Origin of the sequence: Thalassotalea sp. PP2-459, from assembly GCF_001913705.1 — a bacterium.
GTDB classification, from domain to species: Bacteria; Pseudomonadota; Gammaproteobacteria; order Enterobacterales; family Alteromonadaceae; genus Thalassotalea_C; species Thalassotalea_C hakodatensis.
The window spans coordinates 93,503-109,740 of record NZ_MKQD01000045.1 but is presented as its reverse complement, the minus strand read 5'-3'; the positions used below and the strand labels follow the sequence as shown (position 1 = coordinate 109,740).

Below are 16,238 nucleotides of genomic sequence, written 5' to 3'. Positions count from 1 at the left end.
AGAGCCTTATTTATCAGTGTTCTGCAATGCTATTCGTTCATTACTTTCCTGTTCTGCTAAGTAATTATAGATAAGAATCTGTGATCTAATCGGCTGTTTGTTGCCTTGCGGTACGTAAGTGTTGTCTTGATGTTCGTTAATCAGTCTCGCTTTCTGATTATCTTTTAACTGAATGTCGAGAATTTCAATGATACGTTTTTTCAGAACAGGGTCATATATCGGACAAGCAACTTCTACCCGTTGATCGATATTACGTTCCATCCAATCAGCAGAACTGATATAAAGGCTTTTAACACCGTTATTATGAAATAACATGATGCGAGGGTGTTCTAAAAACCTATCGACAATGGATATAACATGAATATTCTTACTCATGCCTTTTTTACCAGGGATTAATGAGCACATTCCACGCACAATAATCTTAATAATCACGCCAGCATTGCTGGCATTATAGAGTTTATTAATCAAACCAATATCTACTAAGTTATTAACCTTTAAAGTGATAGTTGCTTTTTTATTATGTTTTGCGTGTTCAATTTCATTATCAATTAGTTGATAAATACGACGTCGTGACGTTAAAGGGGAAACAATTAAATGATTGAAACGAAAACGCTTATAGCTGTGGGCGATAAATGAAAATACGTTATCAACTTCTTGTGTGATTTCCTTATGGTGAGTAAATAAGGAAAAGTCAGTGTAAATGCGCGCATTTTTTTCATGAAAATTACCTGTACCGATATGTGCATACCGTACTATTTTATCATTTTCAATACGCGTAATAAGGCATAGCTTTGAATGAATTTTAAGCGTATCAATGCCAAACTCTACATTAATGCCGGCGTCTTTCATTCTGTGGGCCCAGGTAATATTAGTTTGTTCATCAAACCTTGCTCTTAACTCTACAACTACCGTCACTTGTTTTCCGTTTTTTACTGCCTCCATTAATGAGTGAATAATTTCAGACTTTTTTGCTACTCGGTAAATGTTAATTTTAATGGTTTTCACCAGTGGATCATAAGATGCTTTTCTGACAAATTCGGTGAAATGTCTGAATTTGTAATAAGGGTAATACACTAAGATATCTTGAGCACGAATAGCATCAAAAGATAAATTTTTATGTACTAAACCTGTGGCATCTAATGCAGGTAGCTCTTGATTTTCTAATTCTGGGCCACCAAGGTTAGGAAAGGCAATAAAATCTTTATAATGACGATATCTAACGCCTGGAATTAAATCGTTAATGTCTTTTATTTTTAACGCCTTTCTCAGGTATTTTAGCATGTAATCAGGCATATTCTTGTCGTAGCCTAAGCGAACAGGCTCAGCGGTTAACCGTTGTTTTAACCCTTTTGACATTTTATCAAGTAAGCTTTGGTCAAGTTCATCATTTAAATCATATTCGGCATCACGGGTAAGCTTAAGTGAATATGCTTCGATTGATGTGTAGTTGATGATCCCATCAAATACATCACCTAAAAAAAAATGTACGACATCATCAAGCATCACAACACGCTGTAAATTTTTGTGATTTTCTTTGGGTAAAATAATGAAGCGATCAACTTCTGAACGAGGAATTTCGATTAAAGCATATTGCACATCGTCAGTTTGCTTGAGAGCAACAAGAAAATATATCCCGTCATCGTCAAGACAACTTACTAACTGAGTGTTTGAATTAATAAAGATAGGCGTAATAAAGCGCACTATATGATTATGATAAAACGTCGTGATAAAACGTTTTTCTTCAGGAGTTAAATGAATATTAAAGGCGGTTGAGTTTTCTTCGTTGAACAGTAACTCGATATTATGTTCTTTTAATTGCGCAAATGCATGTTGCGCATAAAGGCGAAACTTTTCTGTTAATTGACTGACAGAATGATTTATTTCACTTAATAACTGTTTTAAATACAGGTATTGAGCGGAATCTTTATCACCTTCATTTGTTGCGCGCTCTAATAAAAGTTTTCGTCTTAATTTTGCTACACGAACTCGGAAAAACTCGTCAAGATTAGCCGAGTAAATGGCCAAAAACCGTATACGCTCAATTAAGGGCACTTGTTCATCGCCTGCTTCTTGTAAAACACGCTCGTTAAACGATAGCCAACTTAGTTCTTTGTCGAAAAATAACTCTTTATCAATCATTTACTAAAATTTTATTGAATATTATTAAGAGTATAGCTAGGAATTATGACAGAAATGAGAAAGTTGACATATTTCTGTCATAGAATATTAAGCGTCATCATAATAATGGAAACGAAGTTAATTTATTATCGTCTTAGCGAGAAACATCCACCATTAAATCATCAGCGGTACTTTCTAATGCGGTAATAAGTTCATCAACCTTATGAGGGGCAACATCAATGCTTACTTTTGCTTTAAATAAAGCTACACCAGTGTGGGCCGCGGCTTCATGTGCACTCACTAATTTTAATAAATTTCCACCTTGTTGATGAACAACAGAGGCTATATCTTGCACGATACCCGAGCGATCATTAGCCGTTAACTCTAAGACAATACTTGCTTGCGATGCAGAGTGAAGGTGTGTTTGTTCGATAATACATTTTATATTTGGAATGCTATGAATTTTATCTATAAGTGCGGTGGTCTGTGCTTCTGTTACTGCAATTTCAACAACACCTGAAAAGAAGCCTGATAAGTGATGTAAGCTACTCGTTTGCCAGTTGCCATCATGTTGCTTTACTACGTCAGATAAAGTGTCGACTAATCCTGGGCGATCAGGGCAAATAAAGGAAAGAATAAGTTGATTCATCATGCGTCCTTCTGAGTGGAATAAAAGCGTTAATCGGTAAATGTACGAGTTAATTGTGAAAGTTCTTTATTTAGTTGGCTATCATCTCCTAAGTTGAGTTCGACTAAACGTCGAAGGTGAGTAACACTATCAATATCAATAGCATTACAACGCAAACCGACTTCCTCTGACTCAACGTGAACAATAGCAACATGCATGCTCACAGGGGTTTCATTCAGGTTAAAATGGAGTACGCCTAATTTATTCAAAATATCATCTTGTGTTTTTGGTGCGCTGACTAAGGCACCGTTTAACGAGATATCATGAATGTTAACGGCGTATGTTTTTTCGTCTACTTCAAGTTGAGCATCTATCGAGAACAATATGCGTGTAAATTGACGTCTGTTTTCCATTGAGCAAGTAAAATGAATGAACTGATACATTTAGCATAGCGTCATTTATAAAAAAAGCACCTTAAATATTCATTAAGATGCTTTTTAAGTTAAAGACTAGTCACCAGTTACTTACTGATTCGTTTGTACTTAATACGATGTGGCTCAGCAGCTTCTTTTCCTAAGGTTTTCTTCAACCATTCTTCGTAATCTGTATAGTTACCTTCAAAAAAGTTCACCTGACCTTCATCACGGTAGTCGATAATATGCGTTGCGATACGATCAAGGAACCAGCGGTCATGAGAAATAACCATTGCACAACCTGGAAACTCAAGCAATGCTTCTTCAAGTGCTCGTAATGTTTCAACATCAAGGTCGTTGGTAGGCTCATCAAGTAATAATAAATTACCACCAGTTTTCACTAGTTTAGCTAAGTGTACGCGGTTTCGTTCACCACCTGATAAATCACCAACAAATTTTTGCTGATCGTTACCTTTAAAATTAAAGCGTGAACAATAAGCACGGCTAGGGATTTCATAATTGCCAACAGTAAGAATATCATGACCTTCTGATATTTCTTCGTACACGGTAGCTTTAGGGTTCATGTCATCACGAAATTGATCAACGCTGGCTAGTTTTACTGTATCACCTAATTCAACCGTACCGGAATCTGGCAGCTCAGTTTCTGATAACATTTTGAAAAGCGTTGACTTACCAGCACCGTTAGCTCCGATAATACCAACAATAGCTCCTTTTGGAATACTAAAGCTTAAATTATCAATAAGTACGCGGTCACCAAACGATTTAGTTAAGTTATTAACGTCTAATACTTTATCACCTAATCGAGGCCCTGGTGGAATATATAGTTCGTTAGTTTCATTGCGTTTTTGATGTTCTTGATTATTTAGCTCTTCAAAACGTGCCATCCGGGCTTTACTTTTTGCTTGACGGCCTTTAGGGTTTGAACGCACCCACTCAAGCTCATGTTTAATGGTTTTTTGTAAGGCATTTTCTGTACGTTTTTCTTGCTCTAAACGTGCGTCTTTTTGTTCAAGCCATGAAGAATAATTGCCTTCCCATGGAATACCATGACCACGATCAAGTTCTAAGATCCAACCGGCCACATTATCTAAGAAATAACGGTCATGGGTAATGGCAACCACAGTGCCGGCATAATCATGTAAGAAGCGCTCCAACCATGCGACCGATTCAGCATCTAAATGGTTAGTGGGCTCATCAAGTAATAACATATCTGGCTTAGAAAGTAATAAACGACAAAGTGCAACGCGACGACGCTCACCACCAGAAAGAACCTTGATTTTTTGATCCCAATCGGGTAAACGAAGCGCATCTGCTGCACGTTCTAAAACGTTATCAATGTTATGACCATCTTGTGCATTAATGATGTTTTCTAATTCACCTTGTTCTTTGGCTAATGCGTCAAAATCGGCATCTGGTTCGGCGTATTCAGCATATACTTGGTCAAGACGGGCAATCGCGTTTTTTACTTCAGCAACAGATTCCTCAACAATCTCTCGCACAGTTTTTGCTTCGTCTAACGCGGGTTCTTGCGGCAAATAACCAATGTTAGTACCTGCTAAAGCCGTTGCTTCACCTTCAAACTCAGTATCAACACCAGCCATAATGCGTAGTAAAGTAGATTTACCAGCGCCATTTAAGCCAAGTACGCCAATTTTTGCTCCAGGAAAGAAAGAAAGCGAAATATCTTTTAAAATTGTACGTTTAGGTGGCACCACTTTGCTTACGCGGTGCATCGACATAATAAATTTGTCGGGTAATGGTTGTGCCATTAAAAAACCTTTAGTTTTGAAAACAGAATGATGTCGATATTTTAGGTGAATATCATCAACAATCAATGGTTGTTATAAATATATTCTTGAATAATTTTTTCATTACACCTTTGTTACTTTTGGTTGTTATTTAGGTTGCAGCTCGCAAAGATTTTAATTTATGCTATTGCTTATTAAAGGCTAAATGCTAAATAACAGTGATGGCGACCGTATGGATTGGTGGGAGAAGTTCTCAGAGCGAGCAACAATAGATGATATAGATCGTTATCGTAAAAAATCGATTTTTTACTTTATTAGTTTCTTTGGTGCCGCAGTTATTTTGTATTTTTCTGCAAAAAGTTATCAATCTTACGATGTTACTTTATCTGTCATTCTGTTGTTTGGTGCTGTGCTTATCTCAGTAAATGCAGTGTTGGCTATTTTGCTGAAAAAGGATGATATTCATTACTATTTAGCCGTTGCTTGTGTGCTAATTATGTTATTAGGTGTGGTGTACACAGGAGGCTACAAAAATACCGCGCTGTATTGGCTTTATCCTATGCCGCTTATCTTTTTTGTCTTACTTGGGGTGAAAATAGGGGGCGTAATAAATTTTTTATTTTATATCGCTTTACTTATATTATTGCACCCGTCAGTTTCAATACCTGCGTCTTACGAACCTGCTGAAACTTCTCGTTTTTTTACTTCTTTTGCTTTGATGAATTTTATCAGCTTTATTGCGGATTATTTTCGTCACCAAAGCCATAGTAAGCTAGCTAAAATTAGTCATGCTAAATTAAGACAAGCCTATACCGACAGTTTGACAAAGTTGCCTAATAGACGATTTTTGTCCTCTGTGTTGACCGATCGTTTTATGAAAAATAGTGAGTATTTCCCTTTGTCTTTAGTGAATATAGACATCGATCATTTTAAAGCAATTAATGATACGTATGGTCATCAGGTTGGCGATGACGTGTTAAAAAGCTTTGCTGCTTTATGCACTGAAAATATTAGAAAAGATGATGTGATTGTTCGTACTGGTGGCGAAGAATTTTTGCTTTTTTTTGTGAATACCACAAAAGATCAAGGCGCTACATTAGCGGAGAAATTAAGAGAACTTATCGCCGGAAATTCAATACATATGGGGGGGCAAGAATTTACGGTGACAGCAAGCTTTGGCGTAGCAGAGTGCCATCGATTTGAAGCACTAGATCATGCATTGAAAATTGCAGATAAACGTATGTATTTGGCGAAACAGTGGGGGCGAAATCAAGTTGTTTCACAAGAGCCCGAGTAATTTTGTGATGTGCTTTAGCTAAATGGATTGATCGCGTACACTTAGCCTTAATTAACGAATTATGTAACCAATGGTAGTGATCTGTGCGTTTATTTCAGTGTGATTTTAATGATAGTTTTGTTCAGCAATTACCAGCAGATCTTGAAACGAAAAATTTCTGCCGAACTGTATCGCAAGCAGCATATTCTTTTGTTGAACCTACACCTACCACTAACCCTAAATTAATTGCGTTAAATTCGGTATTAGCTGACGAATTAACGCTTAATGTTAGTGATGAAATAAAACTTGCGGAGGTATTAACCGGTAATTCTTTATTGGCAGGCACAACACCTTATGCGATGAATTATGGCGGCCATCAGTTTGGGCATTGGGCTGGGCAGTTAGGTGACGGAAGAGCGATTAATTTAGGCCAACTTGACGTACCCGACATTGGTCTTAAAACGCTTCAGTTAAAAGGGGCCGGTAGCACGCCATACTCTCGTCGAGCCGATGGCTTGGCTGTATTACGATCGTCAATAAGAGAATATTTGTGCTCTGAAGCGATGTATCATTTAGGTGTTCCCACAACAAGAGCGTTGAGTTTATGCCTAACAGGTGACTTAGTAACTCGTGATATGTTCTATGATGGTCACCCGAAAGAAGAGCTTGGTGCAATTGTCTGCCGCGTATCATCAAGTTTTCTTCGCTTTGGCAGCTTTCAATTACCAGCTTCGCGTGGTGATATTTCGTTATTAAAACAACTGCTTGATTATACAATTACGACACATTTTCCTCATCTTGGTGAACCTAATAAAACCAGCTATTTAGCTTGGTTTGAGCAAGTGGCTGATGAAACTTGTCAGCTAATGGTGCACTGGATGCGTGTTGGCTTTGTTCATGGCGTGATGAATACTGATAATATGTCAATGCTAAGTGAAACTATAGATTATGGTCCTTACGGTTGGATTGATAACTTTGATTTAAACTGGACTCCAAACACAACAGACGCACAAGGTAAGCGTTATTGCTTTGGTGCTCAACCTGAAATAGCGCAATGGAACTTGTTTCAACTAGCGAATGCAATTTACCCTTTGATTGACGATGCAGAGCCACTTAATACAGTATTGTCGAAGTTTGCCAAGCAATATGAACAGCGTTGGCGGCAAATGATGGCGGATAAACTAGGTTTTGAACAACTGGATAACGACGCTGATCCCGCATTATTTATTGCGTTAGAAAAACTAATGACTGATACAAATGCAGATATGACGATTTTCTATCGCTTATTGGCAATATTGCCAGATAAACCTGCTCTTTGGTTAGAACATTTGGATGATTGCTTTTATGATTTGTTATCGAAAACACAACAAGAACAGTGGCAGCAGTGGCTGACAGTTTACGTTCAACGCCTCACTCACAACACGATATCTAGTGAAGAGAAAGCGTCTAGAATGAATCAAGTTAACCCGAAGTATGTTTTGCGTAACTATTTAGCACAACAAGTGATTGAACAAGCTGAAAAAGGTGATTATACCGCACTTCATCAGTTGTATGAGGTATTAAAACGGCCTTACCAAGAACAACCTGAAGCTGCTCACTTTGCAGGAAAGCGCCCAGATTGGGCAAAGCATAAAGCAGGCTGTTCTATGTTGTCATGTAGTTCTTAAGTATCAAAATTATGATTGATGTGCTTGTTGTAATTTATTGCGGTATTGCAAAGCGATAATTTTTACAATATCTCGCCATGACAAGATGCCCACAGGTCGGAAATGCTCATCCACAATAGGTAAACATGAAATTCTGTTGTCATAAAAAAGTAACACGGCTTCGTTAAGTGTCGTGTTTGTTGTCGCTGTCACCAACTCTCTACTCATAAAAAGATGCACTTTTTGATGTAATAAAGAAGTATCGCGTGGTGTTTCTTTTCGCGTATTTATGTGTGGGCTTAATTGTTTGTATAAATCTCGATCGGTGAATACACCAACAAGCTCTTTACCGTTTAAGATTAAGATATGATGAATAGGGTGTTGATCAAAAGCGATCTTCGCTTTTGCTAAGTCATCGTCGATGTCTAAGCTGATAATATTTTTTGACATTAATTTTTCAATGCTACTCATCACTTCCCCTAAAATCATAAAATACTTGTTGTTAGTAACATATCAAAGCAAATTATTTTAACAATAGCCATGATGTTTTTGTCATAAATTTATCCAATCATTAAACGATATTGTTGCTTGTCACAAATTTGTCACAAAAGTGTCTTATAATCGCTGCAATTAAGATTTTCTATTGACCAAAAGGTACCTTTAGTGACAATAGCATTGAAATCAGTTGGCACTCGACAACTGAAAAACTCGTTAGCGCGATGGTTGATCACCCTAGGTGGTATCAGTGTGCTTTTTACCCTAGTGCTCATTTTTCTGTATTTATTATACGTAATTAAACCTGTTTTTGAATCAGCGAAAATAGAACAAATTCAGACGTTTACGATAGCATCAGGCGATAAAGCGTTAGCCATTGGTATTGATGAATTGCAAGAACTTGCTTATACCATTAATCAGCAAGGGCAGGTTGAATACTATGCGTTAACTGATAATGAGAAAAAAACACGTTCACCTGTATATTCATTGTCTGTATCAGAACATCCGATAAAGAACGTTATTGATGTAGGCGCTGAAAATAAATTAATACTTGATGTACAAGGTAACGTGCAATTGGTTTCACCTGGCTTTCAAGCAACGTTTGGTGACGGCTCTCGTGACATTATTCCAAATCTAACTTATCCGCTGGGTGAAGACTTTATTGCTGTTGATGAACAACAAGCGTCGTTTACTCATTTGTCGTTTGCGATGAATGACGAACGTGCTGTTTTTGTTGGTTTTACAGAAGATAACCGTCTGATAAAAACGTCACTCATTGCCGAAGATGATTTTAACTACGATCCAGCACATGAGATTGAATATCAAACCGTTACTCTTGATACTCGAAAAGTAGATCAAGTACTCGTGACGCCTGATTTAGCAATGGCGTTTGTGCGTAGTGGCGACCAAGTGTTAGTGTTTGATCTTACTTATGATGATGACGTACCATTAAAAGCCACCATTATTCCGCAACTTGCACAATCAAGAAGTAAACCATTACATTTATCTTCAATGGCGTTGCTATCTGGCGGTAGCTCGGTATTACTGGGTGATAGCGCAGGTACTGTTAGTCAATGGTTTGAAGTTGCTGGTGAAGACGGTCGTGAATTTAAACAAATTCGTACATTTTCAGCGAGTGTTGACGAGCCAGTTAGTCAAATAATCACAGAGCAATATCGAAAAAGTTTTTATTCACTCACCTCATCAGGCGACGTGGGCGCTTTTTACACGACGAGTGATAACGATTTATGGCGCGGGCAATTAAGTAAAACCATGCCAGATGAATTCATCATTTCACCTCGTGCTGATGGTTTATTATTGTTAAAAGATAATACATTTTTACTTTTTTCAGTTGAAAACGAACATCCTGAAGTAACCTGGCATGCCTTATGGCAACAAGTATGGTACGAGGGATATCCCGAACCAGAATATATTTGGCAGTCAACCTCTGGTTCAGATGATTTCGAAGCAAAGTTCTCATTAGTACCTATCTCGTTTGGTACCATTAAAGCTGCAATGTATGCGATGTTATTTGCAGTACCTGTAGCGTTAGCCGCAGCAATTTATACTGCTTATTTTATGACGTCGGAAATGCGTAAAAAAGTAAAACCTACCATTGAAATTATGGAGGCATTACCAACAGTAATTTTGGGTTTTTTGGCAGGGCTCTGGTTAGCACCAATTGTAGAAAATAACTTGCCAGCGATTGGTTTAATGTTATTACTGCTGCCTATCACGGTTTTTCTTACGGCATTTTCTTGGTTTAAGTTACCACGGAAAATTAAAAATGTGCTGCCGGATACCCTAGCGCCCCTAATTCTTATACCTGTACTTTGTTTGGCGGCTTATTTTGCCTTTTCATTATCGCCTTGGATGGAAGACGTATTTTTTGGTGGCGATGTTAGACAGTTTATCACCAATGATTTAGGCATCTCATTTGATCAACGAAATGCATTGGTTGTTGGCATCGCAATGGGCTTTGCAGTTATTCCTACCATCTTCTCGATGGCTGAAGACGCTATTTTCAGTGTGCCAAAACATTTAACAAGTGGTTCCCTAGCATTAGGTGCAACTCCTTGGCAAACTTTAATAAAAGTGGTGCTACTTACTGCAAGCCCAGGCATTTTTTCAGCGGTTATGATGGGCTTAGGACGAGCCGTAGGGGAAACAATGATTGTATTAATGGCCACCGGCAATACGCCGATTGTTGATTGGAGTATTTTTCAGGGGATGCGTACATTATCGGCAAATATTGCCGTTGAAATGCCAGAATCTGAAGTTGGCAGCTCTCATTATCGTATTCTGTTCTTAGCTGCTTTCGTTTTGTTTATATTTACATTTATTTTTAACACGTTAGCTGAGTTCGTTCGTCAGCGATTGCGTGAAAAATATAGCTCGTTGTAAGGTAGGGTATCAAGATGAATAATTGGTTTAAATCAGGCTCTCCTTGGATTTGGCTTTCTGCGGGTGGTGTTAGTATTAGTTTAATTTCCGTTGTTGGGTTGTTGTACTTAATTGCTTCGCATGGTCTGTCATATTTCTGGCCATCAACGTTGTATCAGTTTGATATGGTTAATCAGCAAGGGAAAGCACATACGGTTATTGGTGAAATTTATGATCGAGAAAAAATTCCAGTTAAGCAATTAGCACACATGGATTTGGCGTTAGGTGATCAAGAATATCTTGAGCGCTACCTAGTGAAAACCGGTAACCGTGAATTAGTAAGTTTGGATTTTCGCTGGATTTTAGTGCCTGAAATTAAAAAAACGTCGACACCGAAAGACCTAGTGGTAATTGAGCGTAGAACAAACGGTAATTTTTATGGTTTTATCGAAAGTCTACATTTAGACGGTGAAGAAGTATCACTTGACAAAATGGATGAATTGTTAGCGCGGGTTACAGTGTTTCAATCTGAAATTGAACATTTACAAAAAAGCGATATTGGTGCCATCAATTATCAAATTGAACGTTTACGTTTACAAGAACGTAAATACCGATTGCAAGAGAAATTAACACCAGAGAAAGAGCAAGAAATAAAAGCGAAAGTTGCTTCTCTGCGAAATGATTACCTCGTGCTTGAGAAAGAGTTAATGGCGTTACGTGCAAAGGTTGCTCGTGATCATATCAAAGTACGTGCAATGGATGGTCAAGTTGTTACCATAAATTTTGAACACATTTTAAAGGTTGAAGCGAATAACCAGTATAGTTTCTTAGAAAAGCTAGCGACGTTTTTTAGTAAAATTGGTAGCTTTATCGTTGACGATCCACGAGAAGCTAATACTGAGGGTGGCGTATTTCCCGCAATCTTTGGTACGGTGCTCATGGTATTGTTAATGACCGTAATTGTTTCGCCATTAGGTGTAGTTGCAGCGATTTATTTGCATGAATATGCCGGAAAGAATGCGTTGACTAAGTTATTACGAATAGCGGTGATCAACTTAGCAGGGGTGCCTTCAATCGTGTATGGGGTATTTGGTTTAGGCTTCTTTGTTTATATGGTTGGTGGCTCACTTGATCAATTATTTTATCCGGAAACATTGCCTAGCCCAACGTTTGGAACCCCTGGTGTATTATGGTCAGCACTTACCTTAGCAATCTTAACATTACCTGTGGTGATTGTTTCAACTGAAGAAGGTTTAGCACGTATTCCATCTGCCATGCGTCATGGTAGTTTGGCCCTTGGCGCGACAAAAGCAGAAACCCTTTGGCGGATTATTTTACCGATTGCCAGCCCTGCCATTATGACCGGTATTATTTTAGCTATAGCACGTGCTGCAGGTGAAGTTGCGCCTTTAATGTTAGTTGGGGTAGTTAAAATGGCGCCTAATCTGCCGCTTGATGGGAACTTCCCATTCTTACACTTAGATCGTAAGTTTATGCATTTAGGCTTCCACATTTATGATGTTGGTTTTCAAAGCCCGAATGTTGAAGCAGCAAGACCGTTGGTTTATGCCACTGCGTTATTGTTGGTCACCATTATTGTTGCGTTGAACATGACCGCTGTTTCAATTCGTAATAGGTTACGTGAAAAATATCGCATGTTAGAGCATTAAGGAAAGCTTCCTAAATAGCTTTAAGAGGAAGTACGCTTCCAGTTGCAAAATTATTGAATTTAAAGAGAATATTATGATTACAGTTAGCCCGCAGAACATTTTAGATAGTCACAATAAGTTAGACTTAACTAATTTGTCTCCAGAGCAAAAAGCGCTCGATATTCATAACTTAAATTTGTTTTATGGTGAGAAGCAGGCTTTGCAAAATATCACCATGGCAATTCCAAAAGGGCAAGTTACTGCGTTTATTGGACCAAGTGGTTGTGGTAAATCTACATTATTGCGTTGCATTAATAGAATGAATGATTTGGTCGATAGCTGTCATATTGAAGGTGAAATAAATCTTCATGGCCAAAATATTTATGATAAACATGTAGATGTTGCTGCATTGCGTCGTAAAGTAGGCATGGTATTTCAACGACCTAATCCATTTCCAAAAAGTATTTATGAAAATGTTGTATATGGCCTGCGCATCACAGGTGAAAACAACCGAAGAGTATTAGATGAGGCGGTTGAAACGTCATTAAAAGCCGCTGCACTTTGGAACGAAGTTAAAGATCGCCTACATGACAGTGCTCTTGGCCTTTCTGGTGGTCAACAACAACGTTTGGTCATTGCAAGAGCCATTGCAATTCAGCCTGAAGTATTATTATTGGATGAACCTACATCAGCGCTTGATCCGATTTCAACGTTAACGATTGAAGAACTTATAAACGACTTAAAACAGCAATTTACCGTGGTAATAGTGACTCACAATATGCAACAAGCTGCACGTGTTTCAGACCAAACCGCGTTTATGTATATGGGCGACCTAATTGAATATAGCGATACAAATACGCTATTTACAACGCCTGTGAAAAAGAAAACTGAAGATTATATTACTGGACGATACGGATAATTTGACGGATTGATAGGAGAATACTTGTGGATAATTTAAATATTGGTCGTCATATATCGGGCCAGTTTAATGAAGATTTAGAGCGTGTGATTAATCACGTGATGCAAATGGGTGGCTTAGTTGAAAAACAGCTTAGCGATGCGTTGACCTCGGTACACGAGTCAGATGAAGATCTTGCGAAAGTTGTACATCAAAGTGATTATAAAATTAATAATCTTGAAGTCAGTATTGACGATGAATGTACACGCATTATAGCAAAAAGGCAGCCAGCAGCTGGTGATTTACGATTAATTATGGCGATTGTTAAAACAATTGCTGATCTTGAACGTATCGGTGACGAGGCTGAAAAAATAGCGGAAGTGACACTACAAAGCTTAAGCAGTGAACATCGTGGTTTATTGATGAATCTCGATAATTTAGGTCGTAAGGTATTGGAAGTGCTGCAAAAAACTTTAGATGCGTTTACCAGAATGGATGTTGAAGCTGCAATTAAGACGCATGGCAGCGATGATACTATTGATCGTGAATATGAGGCGCTAATGCGCCAGTTGATGACCTACATGATGGAAGAACCGCGTTCAATTCCTCAAATCATGACCGTTATCTGGTCTGCTCGTGCACTAGAGCGCATTGGGGATCGATGCCAGAATATTTGTGAATACATCATTTATTTTGTTAAAGGTAAAGTGGTGCGTCATACATCTATAGAAGATGTGAAGAAGTTATAAAAGCGTAAGAAAGCATTCACACTAGCAACCAAGTAATTTTTGTGTTTTGATAGCAACTGTTTGAATTGTCGACTATCTTATAGCTAATAAAAAGCGTAGTCATCTATCATATGCGGATTACCTATTAACTTTGACGTTAAAGACTATTGTATTTAGCGTCAAATGCGTTAATATCCGCGCCGTCGAATAATAAAGAGCAGATTTGCTTCTGGAAAAGTTTATGGCCAGTAATTCAATCTTGGGTGTTTTTGCAAAATCACCTTTGAAACCATTAGAAAAACACATTCGAAAAGTTTCGAAATGTTCAAATCACTTAATTCCTTTTTTTGCCGCAGTTGTTGAAAATGATTGGTCAACAGCAGGTAAAATCCGCACAAAAATCTCAAAACTTGAACACGACGCCGATGAGCTTAAACGTCAATTGCGTTTAGAGTTACCTGGTGGGCTGTTCATGCCTGTTGATCGTGCTGACTTATTAGAGCTGTTAACCCAGCAAGATAAGATTGCTAATAAAGCGAAAGATATTGCAGGCCGTATTATAGGCCGAAAACTCGAAATACCTGCTGAATTACAACAAGAGTTTACTCAGTATGTTGAACGTTGTATTGATGCAATTGATAAAGCGGCCGAAGCAATTAATGAGTTAGATAGCTTGTTAGAAACGGGCTTTAAAGGACGTGAAGTAGATATAGTTGAGAAAATGATCCTCCAACTTGATGAAATAGAAGATGATACGGACTTATTACAAATTTCTATTCGAAAAAATTTATTAGCAATTGAAGACAATTTGAAACCGGTAGATGTTATGTTCTTATATCAAATTATTGAATGGGTTGGTGATTTAGCTGACTTAGCAGAACGAGTTGGCGCTCGTTTAGAAATTTTACTCGCAAGAAAATAGGATTAATCATGGATATTTTAGCTTCACATGGTTCAATCCTTGTAATGATCGCAGCCATTGTTGGCTTCTTTATGGCCTGGGGTATTGGTGCTAACGATGTTGCCAATGCAATGGGTACTTCAGTTGGTTCAAAGGCGCTTACGATTAAGCAAGCCATTATTATCGCGATGATTTTTGAATTCGCTGGTGCATATTTAGCAGGTGGTGAGGTAACGTCAACGATTCGTAAAGGTATTATCGATCCAAGTTATTTTGCTGCTATACCAGAACAACTCGTATTCGGGATGATTTCAGCCTTATTAGCCGCCGCGACTTGGCTGCTAATTGCCTCTATCCTCGGTTGGCCAGTTTCTACTACACACTCTATTGTAGGGGCTATTATTGGTTTCGCAGCAATTGGCGTAAGCCCTGAGACCGTTGCTTGGGGTAAAGTTCTTGGCATTGTTGGTAGCTGGGTGATCACACCATTAATCTCCGGTGTTATTGCATTTCTTATTTTTAATAGTGCACAAAAACTCATTTTTGATACCGACAAACCCTTAGATAACGCTAAACGATATGTACCTTTTTATATGTTCTTAGCCGGCTTTGTATTGTCATTAGTCACGATTAAGAAAGGTTTAAAACATATTGGTTTAGATAATATTGATCTTGGCGTTGTTAATTTTGAATTAGATGGCGCAGGTGGTTATTATTTAGCAATAATAGTTGCTGTTATTGTTGCTGTTATCGGTAAATATTTTATTACTCGATTACGATTTGAACAAGACGCTGATAAGTCTGCCCATTACGCCAATGTAGAAAAAGTTTTTGCAACCTTAATGGTCGTGACTGCATGTTGTATGGCTTTCGCTCATGGATCAAATGATGTTGCAAATGCTATTGGTCCACTTGCCGCAGTTGTTAGTATTATTGATAATGGCGGTGAAATTGTGAAAAAATCGCCATTGGTATGGTGGATTTTACCTCTAGGTGGTTTAGGGATTGTTGCAGGTTTAGCAATATTTGGTCATCGTGTTATCGCTACCATTGGTAAAGGGATCACTCATTTAACACCAAGTCGTGGTTTTGCTGCGGAACTTGCGGCAGCTTGTACTGTTGTAATCGCTTCCGGTGCTGGTTTACCTATTTCGACGACACAAACGCTTGTAGGTGCGGTATTAGGTGTGGGTATGGCTCGAGGTATTGCTGCAATCAATTTAAATGTAGTACGTAATATTGTGGTCTCGTGGGTTATCACTTTACCAGTAGGCGCGGGTCTATCGATAATCATTTTCTGGACGTTACAAAGCGTTTTTACCTAATTCAGCGTAT

The 16,238-nt window shown here is 38.2% G+C and carries 13 protein-coding genes; 8 read left to right on the top strand and 5 right to left on the bottom strand.

Annotated elements, in window-relative coordinates:
- Positions 1-6: 6 nt before the first annotated feature.
- The 4 genes from ppk1 to ettA all read right to left on the bottom strand — a co-directional run bounded on the left by ppk1 (position 7) and on the right by ettA (position 4,949).
- A complete protein-coding gene (ppk1, locus tag BI291_RS11480) occupies positions 7-2,139 on the bottom strand; it encodes a polyphosphate kinase 1 (protein WP_074498899.1) in 2,133 nt (710 codons plus the stop codon).
- A gap of 133 nt (positions 2,140-2,272) precedes the next feature.
- Positions 2,273-2,770: a glycine cleavage system protein R gene (locus BI291_RS11475; protein ID WP_254849570.1), complete on the bottom strand. Its 498-nt coding sequence runs from the start codon at positions 2,768-2,770 to the stop codon at positions 2,273-2,275.
- A gap of 26 nt (positions 2,771-2,796) precedes the next feature.
- Positions 2,797-3,189 (bottom strand): PilZ domain-containing protein, encoded by a 393-nt coding sequence (locus BI291_RS11470; protein ID WP_254849569.1) that lies wholly within the window; start codon positions 3,187-3,189, stop codon positions 2,797-2,799.
- 77 nt (positions 3,190-3,266) lie between these two features.
- Positions 3,267-4,949, bottom strand: coding sequence for an energy-dependent translational throttle protein EttA (gene ettA / locus BI291_RS11465; protein ID WP_074498897.1), 1,683 nt, complete (start codon positions 4,947-4,949; stop codon positions 3,267-3,269).
- Between the two features lie 184 nt (positions 4,950-5,133).
- On the opposite strand from ettA, the gene BI291_RS11460 reads away from it, so the two are divergent.
- The gene (locus tag BI291_RS11460) at positions 5,134-6,225 is read left to right on the top strand and encodes a GGDEF domain-containing protein (protein WP_083602017.1); all 1,092 of its coding nucleotides are present in this window, start codon (positions 5,134-5,136) and stop codon (positions 6,223-6,225) included.
- Between the two features lie 83 nt (positions 6,226-6,308).
- Positions 6,309-7,871, top strand: coding sequence for a YdiU family protein (locus tag BI291_RS11455; protein WP_074498896.1), 1,563 nt, complete (start codon positions 6,309-6,311; stop codon positions 7,869-7,871).
- A gap of 9 nt (positions 7,872-7,880) precedes the next feature.
- Here the strand turns inward: BI291_RS11455 and BI291_RS11450 are convergent, their stop codons facing one another.
- Positions 7,881-8,321: a CBS domain-containing protein gene (locus tag BI291_RS11450; RefSeq protein ID WP_074498921.1), complete on the bottom strand. Its 441-nt coding sequence runs from the start codon at positions 8,319-8,321 to the stop codon at positions 7,881-7,883.
- Between the two features lie 192 nt (positions 8,322-8,513).
- On the opposite strand from BI291_RS11450, the gene BI291_RS11445 reads away from it, so the two are divergent.
- From BI291_RS11445 to BI291_RS11420, 6 genes are all read left to right on the top strand, one after another.
- Positions 8,514-10,748 (top strand): ABC transporter permease subunit, encoded by a 2,235-nt coding sequence (locus tag BI291_RS11445; protein WP_083602015.1) that lies wholly within the window; start codon positions 8,514-8,516, stop codon positions 10,746-10,748.
- A 14-nt stretch (positions 10,749-10,762) separates the two neighbouring features.
- Positions 10,763-12,397, top strand: a complete 1,635-nt coding sequence (gene pstA / locus BI291_RS11440; RefSeq protein WP_074498895.1) for a phosphate ABC transporter permease PstA — start codon at positions 10,763-10,765, stop codon at positions 12,395-12,397.
- Positions 12,398-12,470: 73 nt separating this feature from the next.
- On the top strand, positions 12,471-13,295 hold the full coding sequence (pstB, locus tag BI291_RS11435; RefSeq protein WP_074498894.1) for a phosphate ABC transporter ATP-binding protein PstB: 825 nt from the start codon (positions 12,471-12,473) through the stop codon (positions 13,293-13,295).
- A 26-nt stretch (positions 13,296-13,321) separates the two neighbouring features.
- On the top strand, positions 13,322-14,023 hold the full coding sequence (gene phoU / locus BI291_RS11430; RefSeq protein ID WP_074498893.1) for a phosphate signaling complex protein PhoU: 702 nt from the start codon (positions 13,322-13,324) through the stop codon (positions 14,021-14,023).
- Positions 14,024-14,243: 220 nt separating this feature from the next.
- On the top strand, positions 14,244-14,924 hold the full coding sequence (locus BI291_RS11425) for a TIGR00153 family protein (RefSeq protein ID WP_074498892.1): 681 nt from the start codon (positions 14,244-14,246) through the stop codon (positions 14,922-14,924).
- 8 nt (positions 14,925-14,932) lie between these two features.
- Positions 14,933-16,228, top strand: a complete 1,296-nt coding sequence (locus BI291_RS11420) for an inorganic phosphate transporter (protein WP_074498891.1) — start codon at positions 14,933-14,935, stop codon at positions 16,226-16,228.
- The last annotated feature ends 10 nt before the right edge of the window (positions 16,229-16,238 follow it).

Coding starts and splice junctions, on each gene's coding strand:
- ppk1 (WP_074498899.1), bottom strand. CDS start 2,139: ATGATTGATAAAGAGTTATTTTTCGACAAAGAACTAAGTTGGCTATCG.
- BI291_RS11475 (WP_254849570.1), bottom strand. CDS start 2,770: ATGATGAATCAACTTATTCTTTCCTTTATTTGCCCTGATCGCCCAGGA.
- BI291_RS11470 (WP_254849569.1), bottom strand. CDS start 3,189: ATGTATCAGTTCATTCATTTTACTTGCTCAATGGAAAACAGACGTCAA.
- ettA (WP_074498897.1), bottom strand. CDS start 4,949: ATGGCACAACCATTACCCGACAAATTTATTATGTCGATGCACCGCGTA.
- BI291_RS11460 (WP_083602017.1), top strand. CDS start 5,134: ATGCTAAATAACAGTGATGGCGACCGTATGGATTGGTGGGAGAAGTTC.
- BI291_RS11450 (WP_074498921.1), bottom strand. CDS start 8,321: ATGAGTAGCATTGAAAAATTAATGTCAAAAAATATTATCAGCTTAGAC.
- pstA (WP_074498895.1), top strand. CDS start 10,763: ATGAATAATTGGTTTAAATCAGGCTCTCCTTGGATTTGGCTTTCTGCG.
- pstB (WP_074498894.1), top strand. CDS start 12,471: ATGATTACAGTTAGCCCGCAGAACATTTTAGATAGTCACAATAAGTTA.
- BI291_RS11425 (WP_074498892.1), top strand. CDS start 14,244: ATGGCCAGTAATTCAATCTTGGGTGTTTTTGCAAAATCACCTTTGAAA.
- BI291_RS11420 (WP_074498891.1), top strand. CDS start 14,933: ATGGATATTTTAGCTTCACATGGTTCAATCCTTGTAATGATCGCAGCC.